Source organism: Enterobacter sp. UPMP2061, from assembly GCF_053709615.1.
The window spans coordinates 13,878-25,951 of sequence record NZ_JBSKJP010000007.1 but is presented as its reverse complement, the minus strand read 5'-3'; the positions used below and the strand labels follow the sequence as shown (position 1 = coordinate 25,951).

The 12,074-nt window shown below is 54.0% G+C and carries 9 protein-coding genes; all 9 read left to right on the top strand.

Going from position 1 to position 12,074, the window contains the following annotated elements; translation table 11 throughout:
- The first annotated feature begins 6 nt into the window (after positions 1-6).
- Positions 7-1,359, top strand: coding sequence for a sigma E protease regulator RseP (rseP, locus tag ACWKXX_RS14635; protein WP_261666431.1), 1,353 nt, complete (start codon positions 7-9; stop codon positions 1,357-1,359).
- A 31-nt stretch (positions 1,360-1,390) separates the two neighbouring features.
- Positions 1,391-3,808 (top strand): outer membrane protein assembly factor BamA, encoded by a 2,418-nt coding sequence (gene bamA, locus ACWKXX_RS14630; protein ID WP_003856172.1) that lies wholly within the window; start codon positions 1,391-1,393, stop codon positions 3,806-3,808.
- A 123-nt stretch (positions 3,809-3,931) separates the two neighbouring features.
- Entirely contained in the window at positions 3,932-4,426 is a 495-nt protein-coding gene (skp, locus tag ACWKXX_RS14625) for a molecular chaperone Skp (RefSeq protein ID WP_006810039.1), read from the top strand.
- A gap of 3 nt (positions 4,427-4,429) precedes the next feature.
- A complete protein-coding gene (lpxD, locus tag ACWKXX_RS14620) occupies positions 4,430-5,455 on the top strand; it encodes a UDP-3-O-(3-hydroxymyristoyl)glucosamine N-acyltransferase (RefSeq protein ID WP_003856168.1) in 1,026 nt (341 codons plus the stop codon).
- Between the two features lie 104 nt (positions 5,456-5,559).
- The gene (gene fabZ / locus ACWKXX_RS14615; protein WP_003856165.1) at positions 5,560-6,015 is read left to right on the top strand and encodes a 3-hydroxyacyl-ACP dehydratase FabZ; all 456 of its coding nucleotides are present in this window, start codon (positions 5,560-5,562) and stop codon (positions 6,013-6,015) included.
- A 3-nt stretch (positions 6,016-6,018) separates the two neighbouring features.
- Positions 6,019-6,807 (top strand): acyl-ACP--UDP-N-acetylglucosamine O-acyltransferase, encoded by a 789-nt coding sequence (gene lpxA / locus ACWKXX_RS14610; RefSeq protein WP_003856164.1) that lies wholly within the window; start codon positions 6,019-6,021, stop codon positions 6,805-6,807.
- Positions 6,807-7,955, top strand: a complete 1,149-nt coding sequence (gene lpxB / locus ACWKXX_RS14605) for a lipid-A-disaccharide synthase (RefSeq protein ID WP_003856161.1) — start codon at positions 6,807-6,809, stop codon at positions 7,953-7,955. The genes lpxA and lpxB overlap by 1 nt, the downstream gene beginning before the upstream one ends.
- Positions 7,952-8,548, top strand: a complete 597-nt coding sequence (rnhB, locus tag ACWKXX_RS14600; protein ID WP_193136285.1) for a ribonuclease HII — start codon at positions 7,952-7,954, stop codon at positions 8,546-8,548. Before lpxB ends, rnhB begins: the two co-directional genes overlap by 4 nt.
- 38 nt (positions 8,549-8,586) lie before the next feature.
- A complete protein-coding gene (dnaE, locus tag ACWKXX_RS14595; protein WP_017694479.1) occupies positions 8,587-12,069 on the top strand; it encodes a DNA polymerase III subunit alpha in 3,483 nt (1,160 codons plus the stop codon).
- The last annotated feature ends 5 nt before the right edge of the window (positions 12,070-12,074 follow it).

Below are 12,074 nucleotides of genomic sequence, written 5' to 3'. Positions count from 1 at the left end.
GGTTTTATGCTGAGCATTCTCTGGAATCTGGCGGCGTTCATTGTTGCACTGGGTGTACTGATTACCGTGCATGAATTTGGCCATTTCTGGGTTGCCCGGCGCTGTGGTGTGCGGGTGGAGCGATTCTCGATTGGCTTTGGCAAATCGCTCTGGAAGCGCACCGATAAGCATGGCACCGAGTTTGTCATTGCTCTGATTCCCCTGGGCGGCTATGTCAAAATGCTCGACGAACGCGTTGAGCCTGTCGCCCCGGAACTTCGCCATAGCGCGTTTAACAATAAAACTGTTGGACAACGTGCTGCCATCATCGCTGCCGGCCCGGTAGCCAATTTCATCTTCGCTATCTTCGCTTACTGGCTGGTGTTTATCATCGGCGTGCCTGGCGTGCGCCCGGTCGTGGGCGAAATCACTACGGGTTCTATTGCGGCAACGGCGCAAATTACACCGGGAATGGAACTTAAAGCGATTGATGGTATCGAAACCCCTGATTGGGATGCCGTGAGGTTACAACTGGTTGCCAAAATTGGTGATGAGCAGACAACCGTCAGCGTATCGCCATTTGGTTCCGACCAGTGGCAGGAAAAAGTGCTGGATTTACGCCACTGGCGCTTTGAGCCAGACAAAGAGGACCCTGTCGCCGCACTCGGGATTCGACCGCGCGGCGCGCAGATCGAGCCGGTATTAGCCGAAGTACAGGCCAAATCGGCAGCGAGTAAAGCAGGTTTACAAGCGGGTGACAGGATCGTTAAAGTCGATGGTCAGCCATTAACACAATGGATGACCTTTGTTACTCTGGTGCGCGATAATCCAGGCAAGCCGCTCGCGCTGGAAGTTGAAAGGCAGGGGAGTTCGCTCTCACTGACTCTCACCCCGGATACCAAATCGGGCGGCGGTAAGGCGGAAGGGTTTGCAGGCGTTGTGCCGAAAGTGATCCCACTGCCAGATGAGTACAAGACAATACGCCAGTATGGGCCGTTTAGCGCCATCGTTGAGGCCACGGATAAAACATGGCAGCTGATGAAGCTTACGGTCAACATGTTGGGGAAATTGATAACCGGTGATGTGAAACTGAACAACCTCAGTGGGCCAATTTCGATTGCTCAGGGGGCTGGGATGTCAGCGGAGTTCGGGGTGATTTACTATCTCATGTTCCTTGCACTGATTAGCGTGAACCTGGGGATAATCAACCTGTTCCCGCTTCCCGTATTAGATGGGGGCCATCTGCTGTTTTTAGCGATTGAAAAGCTAAAAGGCGGACCGGTATCCGAGCGAGTTCAAGACTTTAGTTATCGCATTGGCTCGATTTTGCTGGTGCTGTTAATGGGGCTTGCACTTTTCAATGATTTCTCTCGGTTGTAAGAGAGTTAGTTAGGAAGAACGCATAATAACGATGGCGATGAAAAAGTTGCTCATAGCGTCGCTGCTGTTTAGCAGCGCGACCGTATACGGTGCTGACGGGTTCGTAGTGAAAGATATTCATTTCGAAGGCCTTCAGCGTGTCGCCGTTGGTGCGGCCCTCCTCAGTATGCCTGTGCGCCCCGGCGATACGGTTAATGATGAAGATATCAGTAACACCATCCGTGCTCTGTTTGCCACTGGCAACTTTGAGGACGTCCGCGTCCTGCGCGATGGTGATACGCTGGTGGTTCAGGTAAAAGAACGTCCAACGATTGCCAGCATCACTTTCTCCGGTAACAAATCGGTGAAAGACGACATGCTCAAGCAGAACCTTGAGGCATCGGGTGTTCGTGTGGGGGAATCTCTGGACCGCACAACCCTTGCAGACATTGAAAAAGGTCTGGAAGATTTCTACTACAGCGTCGGTAAATACAGCGCGAGCGTTAAAGCGGTTGTTACACCGCTGCCACGTAACCGTGTTGACCTGAAACTGGTCTTCCAGGAAGGTGTTTCTGCGAAGATCCAGCAGATCAACATCGTGGGTAACCACGCGTTCAGCACCGACGAACTGATCTCCAACTTCCAGCTGCGTGACGAAGTGCCGTGGTGGAACGTGGTAGGCGATCGTAAATACCAGAAGCAGAAACTGGCGGGTGACCTTGAAACCCTGCGCAGCTACTATCTGGATCGCGGTTACGCCCGTTTCAACATCGATTCAACTCAGGTGAGTCTGACTCCGGACAAGAAAGGTATCTACATTACCGTTAACATCACAGAAGGCGATAAGTACACGCTTTCGGGTGTTGAAGTCAGCGGCAACCTGGCAGGACATTCAGCTGAAATTGAATCTCTGACCAAAATTCAGCCGGGCGATCTGTACAGCGGATCTAAAGTCACCAAAATGGAAGACAGCATTAAGAAGCTGCTCGGCCGTTATGGTTATGCGTATCCGCGTGTGCAAACGCAGCCGGAAATTAACGACACGGATAAAACCGTTAAGCTGCACGTTAACGTTGATGCGGGCAACCGCTTCTACGTGCGTAAGATCCGCTTCGAAGGTAACGATACCTCTAAAGACTCCGTTCTGCGCCGTGAAATGCGCCAGATGGAAGGGGCATGGCTGGGAAGCGATCTGGTAGATCAGGGTAAAGAGCGTCTGAACCGTCTGGGCTACTTCGAAACGGTCGATACCGATACTCAGCGTGTACCAGGTCGTCCGGATCAGGTTGATGTTGTTTATAAAGTTAAAGAACGTAATACCGGTAGCTTCAACTTCGGTATTGGTTACGGTACTGAAAGTGGCGTGAGCTTCCAGGTCGGTGTTCAGCAGGATAACTGGCTGGGTACGGGCTACTCTGTCGGTATCAACGGGACGAAAAACGACTACCAGACCTACTCTGAGTTCTCCGTTACCAACCCATACTTCACCGTTGACGGTGTAAGCCTGGGCGGTCGTATCTTCTATAACGACTTTAAAGCGGACGACGCGGACCTCTCCTCGTATACCAACAAGAGTTACGGTCTGGATGGTACGCTTGGCTTCCCGGTTAACGAATACAACACCTTGCGCGCAGGTTTAGGGTACGTGCATAACGACCTGTCCAACATGCAACCGCAGGTGGCGATGTGGCGTTACCTGGACTCCATCGGTCAGTCGGCGAGTACGTCCAGCGATGACAACGGTTTCGCCGCGGATGACTTCACCTTCAACTACGGTTGGACCTACAACCGTCTTGACCGTGGCTACTTCCCGACGGAAGGTTCACGCGTCAACCTGAACGGTAAAGTGACTATCCCGGGCTCGGATAACGAGTTCTACAAGGTCACGCTGGATACGGCGTCCTACTTCCCAATTGATGAAGATCACAAGTGGGTCGTTCTGGGTCGTACCCGTTGGGGTTATGGTGACGGTATTGGAAGCAAAGAACTGCCGTTCTATGAAAACTTCTACGCCGGTGGTTCAAGCACCGTGCGTGGCTTCCAGTCCAATAACATTGGTCCGAAAGCGGTTTATTACGGCGGTAATGACGAAGATAACTGCGCAAGCCGTGATCCTAAGCAAGTATGTAGCTCTGATGACGCAGTAGGTGGTAACGCTATGGCCGTGGCGAGCCTCGAGTTCATCACGCCTACGCCGTTTATCAGTGATAAGTATGCGAACTCCGTGCGTACCTCCTTCTTTATGGATGCAGGTACGGTGTGGGACACCAACTGGGAGAACACCGCCCAGATGCGTGCGGCGGGGGTTCCGGACTACAGCGATCCGAGCAACATTCGCATGTCCGCAGGTATCGCATTACAATGGATGTCACCGCTGGGGCCGTTGGTCTTCTCTTACGCCCAGCCGTTTAAGAAATACGATGGAGACAAAGCGGAGCAGTTCCAGTTTAACATTGGTAAAACCTGGTAATAATCCGCTGCAATGGAATGCGTTGGCAGTGTAGCGCTGACAACCGGCGATCGGTAACACGGTCGCCTTGCCACGCAAAGAACGGTACCCCTCGGGTGCCAATGGGATGGTAAGGAGTTAATTGTGAAAAAGTGGTTATTAGCTGCAGGTCTCGGTTTAGCGATGGCAACTTCTGCTCAGGCAGCGGATAAAATTGCAATCGTCAACATGGGTAATTTGTTCCAGCAGGTTGCACAGAAAACCGGTGTTTCTGCAACGCTGGAAAACGAATTCAAAGGCCGTGCGAGCGAACTGCAACGTATGGAAGGTGATCTTCAGTCCAAGATGCAGCGTCTTCAGCGTGATGGTTCTACCATGAAAGCGAGCGAGCGCAGCAAACTGGAAAAAGACGTCATGTCTCAGCGCCAGACCTTCTCTCAGAAAGCACAGGCTTTCGAGCAGGATCGTCAGCGTCGTTCTAACGAAGAGCGTGGCAAACTGGTGACGCGTATTCAGTCTGCCGTTAAAGCAGTAGCAGCCGATCAGAGCATCGATCTGGTTGTTGATGCGAACGCCGTTGCATTCAACAGCAGCGATGTTAAAGACATCACCGCTGATGTTCTGAAACAGGTTAAATAAGTAATGCCTTCAATTCGACTGGCTGATTTAGCTCAGCAGTTGGATGCAGAATTACACGGTGATGGCGATATCGTCATCACCGCTGTTGCGTCCATGCAATCTGCTAAAGCAGGCACTATTACCTTCATGGTAAGCCCTAAGTACCGTGAACACCTGGCCCAGTGCCAGGCGTCTGCCGTTGTGCTGACGCAGGACGATCTTCCGTTTGCCACTAGCGCTGCACTGGTAGTGAAAAATCCCTACCTGACCTATGCGCGCATGGCCCAAATTCTTGATACCACGCCGCAGCCGGCACAGAACATTGCAGCCAGTGCTGCGATTGATCCGACGGCTCAGTTGGGTAACAACGTATCAGTCGGCGCAAACGCCGTTATCGAATCCGGCGTTGTTTTGGGTGATAACGTGGTGATTGGCCCTGGCTGCTTTGTTGGAAAAAATACGAAAATTGGCGCAGGGACTCGTCTGTGGGCCAATGTCTCTGTCTACCATGAGGTTGAGATTGGCGAGAATTGTCTCGTACAGTCCAGCACGGTGATTGGTTCTGACGGATTTGGTTACGCCAACGATCGGGGTAACTGGGTTAAGATCCCTCAGCTGGGTCGCGTGATTATCGGCGATCGTGTGGAGATCGGCGCTTGTACAACTATCGACCGCGGTGCGCTTGACGACACCATTATTGGTAACGGTGTTATCATAGACAACCAGTGCCAGATTGCACATAACGTTGTGATTGGCGACAATACCGCAGTTGCGGGTGGTGTTATCATGGCAGGCAGCCTGAAAATTGGCCGTTACTGCATGATTGGCGGTGCCAGCGTGATCAATGGCCATATGGAAATATGCGACAAAGTCACGGTGACGGGGATGGGTATGGTGATGCGTCCAATCACTGAGCCTGGCGTTTATTCCTCAGGTATTCCGCTGCAACCGAACAAGGTCTGGCGTAAAACAGCTGCACTGGTGATGAATATTGATGATATGAGCAAGCGACTCAAAGCGATTGAGCGCAAAATCGATCAACAAGACTAAGCGTTCATCCGTTTAACGCTAAATTTCCCGGCCTGTCGGCTTTGTTTATAAACCGGCAGGCCGTGTTATTATTGCTACTTAGTACATTTGACAGGAAGAGTATTTTGACTACTGACACTCATACTCTGCATATTGAAGAGATTTTAGAACTTCTGCCGCACCGCTATCCGTTTTTACTGGTAGACCGTGTGCTGGATTTTGAAGAAGGTCGTTTTCTGCGCGCAGTGAAAAATGTCTCCGTTAACGAGCCGTTCTTCCAGGGGCACTTCCCTGGTAAGCCTATCTTCCCGGGTGTATTGATCCTGGAAGCGATGGCACAGGCTACCGGTATTCTGGCGTTTAAAAGCGTAGGTAAACTGGAACCGGGTGAACTCTATTACTTCGCGGGTATCGATGAAGCGCGCTTCAAGCGTCCGGTCGTGCCTGGTGATCAAATGATCATGGAAGTCACTTTTGAAAAAACGCGTCGCGGCCTGACTCGCTTCAAAGGCGTAGCTATGGTTGACGGCAAAGTTGTTTGCGAAGCGACAATGATGTGTGCGCGTAGCCGGGAGGCCTGATACGTGATTGATAAATCCGCCTTTATTCATCCTACCGCCATTGTGGAAACGGGTGCCATCATTGGTGCCAACGTCCACATTGGCCCGTTTTGTATTGTTGGACCCCATGTCGAAATTGGTGAGGGTACAGTACTGAAATCTCACGTTGTCGTGAATGGTCATACCACCATTGGCTGCAACAATGAGATCTATCAGTTCGCCTCCATCGGCGAAGTTAACCAGGATCTCAAGTATGCTGGCGAACCGACCCGCGTGGAAATCGGCGATCGTAACCGCATTCGCGAAAGCGTCACCATTCATCGTGGTACAACGCAAGGCGGTGGATTGACGAAGGTGGGCAGCGACAACCTGTTTATGGTTAATGCGCATATTGCGCACGACTGTACCGTGGGTAGCCGCTGTATTCTCGCCAACAACGCAACGCTGGCGGGACACGTATCGGTTGATGATTTCGCCATTATTGGCGGCATGACCGCAGTCCATCAGTTCTGCATCATTGGTGCACACGTGATGGTCGGCGGATGCTCCGGTGTGGCGCAGGACGTCCCACCGTTTGTGATTGCGCAGGGCAACCATGCCACGCCGTTTGGCGTGAACATCGAAGGTCTCAAGCGTCGTGGTTTTAGTCGCGAAGCGATTACTGCGATCCGCAACGCGTACAAACTGCTGTACCGTAGCGGTAAAACGCTGGAAGAGGCTAAGCCGGAAATTGCCGAGCTGGCGAATAAGCACCCTGAAGTGAAAACGTTCATGGAATTCTTTGAACGTTCAACCCGTGGTCTGATTCGTTAATGGTCGACAGTCGTCCGCTTACCATCGCCCTGGTCGCCGGAGAAACCTCCGGCGATATTCTTGGTGCAGGTCTTATCCGCGCGCTTAAAGCCCGTGTACCCAATGCTCGCTTTGTGGGCGTGGCTGGGCCGCTGATGCAGGCCGAAGGCTGTGAAGCCTGGTATGAAATGGAAGAGCTGGCTGTGATGGGCATCGTCGAGGTGTTGGGGCGCTTGCGTCGCCTGCTGCATATTCGCGCCGACCTTACCCGCCGCTTTACCGACCTCAAGCCCGATGTTTTTGTCGGCATTGATGCGCCTGATTTCAATATTACCCTTGAAGGGAACCTGAAAAAGCAGGGGATCAAAACTATCCATTACGTCAGTCCGTCCGTGTGGGCGTGGCGACAGAAACGCGTTTTCAAAATCGGACGATCCACTAATCTGGTGCTGGCTTTTCTGCCTTTCGAAAAAGCGTTTTACGACAGATTTAATGTCCCGTGCCGTTTTATCGGTCATACCATGGCGGATGCCATGCCGCTGGATCCGGATAAAAACGCGGCGCGTGACGAACTGGGCATCCCGCATGATGTGCACTGTCTGGCGCTGCTGCCAGGGAGCCGGGGTGCGGAAGTTGAAATGCTCAGTGCCGATTTCCTGAAAACGGCGCAAATTCTTCGCAAGACTTATCCCGATCTTGAAGTGGTCGTGCCGCTGGTGAATGCCAAACGCCGCGAGCAGTTTGAGCGTATCAAAGCTGACGTCGCCCCGGATCTTCACGTCCGCCTGCTGGACGGGAAAGGGCGGCAAGCCATGTTTGCGAGCGATGCCGCACTACTGGCTTCCGGCACGGCTGCGCTGGAGTGTATGCTGGCAAAATGCCCAATGGTGGTCGGTTATCGCATGAAGCCGTTTACCTTCTGGCTGGCAAAACGTCTGGTAAAAACAGATTACGTATCCCTGCCAAACCTGCTTGCGGGTCGCGAGCTGGTGAAAGAGCTCTTGCAGGATGAATGCCAGCCGCAGGCGCTGGCTGATGCATTACTGCCGCTGCTGGCCAACGGTAAAACCAGCCACCAGATGCATGATACCTTCCGTGAACTGCATCAACTGATCCGCTGTAATGCTGATGAGCAGGCGGCCGATGCGGTGCTGGAGTTAGCACAATGATGGAATTTATTTATCCCCATACCCACCTCGTTGCCGGTGTGGATGAAGTCGGTCGTGGCCCGTTAGTGGGTGCCGTTGTGACCGCGGCGGTGATCCTCGATCCAGCCCGCCCGATCGTTGGCCTGAACGACTCGAAAAAACTGAGTGAAAAGCGTCGCCTGGCGCTGTTCGATGAAATTAATGAAAAGGCACTGGCCTGGAGTCTCGGGCGCGCAGAGCCGGATGAGATCGACGATCTGAACATTCTGCACGCCACCATGCTGGCGATGCAGCGTGCCGTCGCTGGCCTGAAGATTGTGCCTGAGTATGTGCTGATCGACGGTAACCGTTGCCCGGCGCTGCCGATGCCTTCCATGGCTGTTGTTAAAGGCGATAGCCGCGTCGCAGAAATCAGTGCGGCGTCAATCATTGCCAAAGTGACGCGCGATGCCGAAATGGCCGCGCTGGACCTCACTTATCCCGCGTATGGTTTCGCCCAGCACAAGGGATATCCAACGGCTTTCCATCTGGAAAAGCTGGCTGAACATGGCGCAACTGAACATCATCGGCGCAGCTTTGGCCCGGTGAAACGCGCGCTGGGACTGGTGTCCTGAATCAAGACGCAAGCAATTAAGTAACGCGGGATCTGAAGATGGCTGAACCACGTTTCGTACACCTGCGGGTGCATAGCGACTACTCCATGATCGATGGGCTGGCAAAGACCGGGCCGCTGGTAAAAAAGGCGGCCTCGCTTGGCATGCCTGCGCTGGCGATCACCGATTTTACCAACCTGTGTGGCCTGGTGAAGTTCTACGGAACGGCGCATGGCGCAGGATTAAAGCCCATCGTCGGCGCGGATTTTCATGTGCAGAGCGACCTGCTCGGCGATGAGATGACGCAAATTTCCGTGTTAGCCATGAATAACACGGGTTATCAGAACCTCACTCTGCTGATCTCAAAAGCCTACCAACGCGGTTACGGCGCACTGGGTCCATGGATTGACCGCGACTGGCTGGCGGAGCTGAACGAAGGTCTGCTGCTGATCTCCGGTGGCCGTATGGGGGATGTCGGCAAATGTCTGCTGCGCGGTAACAACGCGCTGGTGGATCAGTGCGTCTCGTTCTACGAAGAGTATTTCCCGGATCGTTATTACCTGGAGCTGATCCGTACCGGGCGTGCGGATGAAGAGAGCTACCTGCATGCGGCCGTCGCCCTCGCGGAAGCGCGTGGCCTGCCTGTGGTGGCCACCAACGATGTGCGCTTCCTTGAGGCGGGTGATTTTGACGCGCATGAAATTCGCGTCGCCATCCACGACGGCTTCACCCTCGACGATCCGAAACGTCCGCGCAACTACTCATCGCAGCAGTACATGCGCAGCGAAGAGGAGATGTGTGAGCTCTTCTCGGACATCCCGGAAGCGCTGGAAAACAGCGTAGAGATTGCCAAGCGCTGTAACGTCACCGTGCGTCTCGGCGAATACTTCCTGCCGCAGTTCCCGACGGGAGACATGACCACCGAAGATTTCCTGGTCATGAAATCGAAAGAGGGTCTGGAAGAGCGTCTGGAATTCCTCTTCCCGGATGAAGCGGTCCGTAAAGAGAAACGTCCTGAATATGACGAGCGCCTGGATATTGAACTCCAGGTGATCAACCAGATGGGGTTCCCAGGCTACTTCCTAATCGTGATGGAGTTCATCCAGTGGTCGAAGGATAACGGCGTGCCGGTAGGTCCGGGCCGTGGTTCTGGTGCCGGCTCGCTGGTGGCGTATGCCCTGAAAATTACCGATCTCGATCCGCTGGAATTTGACCTGCTGTTCGAACGTTTCCTCAACCCGGAACGTGTCTCCATGCCCGACTTTGACGTCGACTTCTGCATGGAAAAACGCGACCAGGTGATTGAGCACGTGGCCGATATGTATGGTCGTGATGCGGTTTCGCAGATCATCACCTTCGGTACGATGGCCGCGAAAGCGGTTATCCGCGATGTGGGCCGCGTTCTGGGCCACCCGTACGGTTTTGTCGATCGTATCTCTAAGCTGGTGCCGCCCGATCCGGGCATGACTCTGGCGAAAGCCTTTGAAGCTGAACCTCAGCTGCCGGAAATCTACGAAGCCGACGAAGAGGTCAAAGCGCTGATCGACATGGCGCGCAAGCTGGAAGGCGTCACGCGTAACGCCGGTAAGCATGCGGGGGGTGTGGTTATCGCCCCGACCAAAATCACCGACTTTGCGCCGCTGTACTGCGATGAAGCGGGCCAGCATCCGGTCACCCAGTTCGACAAGAACGACGTAGAATACGCCGGGCTGGTGAAGTTCGACTTCCTCGGCCTGCGTACGCTGACCATCATCAACTGGGCCCTGGAGATGATCAACGCCCGTCGCGAGAAGAACGGCGAGCCTCCGCTGGATATCGCGGCTATCCCGCTTGATGACAAGAAAAGTTTCGACATGCTGCAACGCTCGGAGACGACAGCCGTCTTCCAGCTTGAATCCCGCGGCATGAAAGATTTGATTAAGCGTCTGCAACCAGACTGCTTCGAAGATATGATCGCGCTGGTGGCCCTGTTCCGTCCGGGGCCGTTGCAGTCGGGGATGGTAGATAACTTTATCGACCGTAAACACGGGCGCGAAGAGATTTCCTACCCGGACGTGCAGTGGCAGCATGAAAGCCTGAAACCGGTACTGGAGCCAACCTATGGCATCATCCTGTATCAGGAACAAGTCATGCAGATCGCCCAGGTGCTTTCTGGTTATACCCTTGGCGGCGCAGACATGCTGCGTCGTGCGATGGGTAAGAAAAAGCCGGAAGAGATGGCCAAGCAGCGTTCCATCTTTGAGGATGGGGCGAAGAAAAACGGCGTCGATGGCGAACTGGCGATGAAAATCTTCGACCTGGTGGAGAAATTCGCCGGGTACGGATTTAACAAATCCCACTCCGCCGCCTATGCTTTGGTTTCGTATCAAACGCTGTGGCTGAAGGCTCACTATCCCGCTGAATTTATGGCGGCGGTAATGACCGCCGATATGGACAACACCGAGAAGGTGGTTGGTCTGGTGGACGAGTGCTGGCGCATGGGGCTGAAGATCCTGCCGCCGGATATTAACTCTGGCCTGTACCATTTCCACGTTAACGATGACGGGGAAATCGTCTATGGGATCGGCGCGATCAAGGGCGTAGGTGAGGGGCCGATCGAGGCGATCATCGAAGCGCGTAACAACGGCGGCTATTTCCGCGAGCTGTTCGATCTGTGCGCCCGCACCGATACCAAAAAACTGAACCGCCGGGTGCTGGAAAAACTGATCATGTCCGGCGCGTTTGACCGGCTGGGGCCACACCGCGCCGCGCTGATGAACTCGCTCGGCGATGCGCTGAAAGCAGCCGATCAGCACGCGAAAGCGGAAGCCATTGGCCAGGCGGATATGTTCGGCGTGCTGGCGGAAGAGCCAGAGCAGATTGAGCAGTCTTATTCCAACTGCCAGCCCTGGCCAGAACAGGTGGTGCTGGATGGGGAGCGTGAGACGTTAGGCCTGTACCTGACGGGGCACCCGATCAACCAGTATCTGAAAGAAATTGAGCGCTATGTCGGCGGCCACAGGCTTAAAGACATGCATCCGACAGAACGTGGTAAAATCACCACGGCTGCGGGGCTCGTGATTGCTGCAAGGGTAATGGTCACCAAGCGCGGCAATCGTATCGGCATCTGTACCCTGGATGACCGTTCCGGGCGTCTGGAGGTGATGTTGTTCACCGACGCGCTGGATAAATACCAGCAATTGCTGGAAAAAGACCGCATACTTATCGTCAGCGGACAGGTCAGCTTTGATGACTTCAGCGGGGGGCTTAAAATGACCGCCCGCGAAGTGATGGACATTGACGAAGCCCGGGAAAAATATGCTCGCGGGCTTGCTATCTCGCTGACGGACAGGCAAATTGATGACCAGCTTTTAAACCGACTCCGTCAGTCTCTGGAACCCCACCGCTCGGGGACCATTCCAGTACATCTCTACTATCAGAGGGCGGATGCACGTGCGCGGTTGCGCTTTGGTGCAACGTGGCGTGTCTCTCCGAGCGATCGTTTACTGAACGATCTCCGTGGCCTCATTGGTTCGGAGCAGGTGGAACTGGAGTTTGACTAATACAG

Coding starts and splice junctions, on each gene's coding strand:
- dnaE (WP_017694479.1), top strand. CDS start 8,587: ATGGCTGAACCACGTTTCGTACACCTGCGGGTGCATAGCGACTACTCC.
- rnhB (WP_193136285.1), top strand. CDS start 7,952: ATGATGGAATTTATTTATCCCCATACCCACCTCGTTGCCGGTGTGGAT.
- lpxB (WP_003856161.1), top strand. CDS start 6,807: ATGGTCGACAGTCGTCCGCTTACCATCGCCCTGGTCGCCGGAGAAACC.
- rseP (WP_261666431.1), top strand. CDS start 7: ATGCTGAGCATTCTCTGGAATCTGGCGGCGTTCATTGTTGCACTGGGT.
- bamA (WP_003856172.1), top strand. CDS start 1,391: ATGGCGATGAAAAAGTTGCTCATAGCGTCGCTGCTGTTTAGCAGCGCG.
- lpxD (WP_003856168.1), top strand. CDS start 4,430: ATGCCTTCAATTCGACTGGCTGATTTAGCTCAGCAGTTGGATGCAGAA.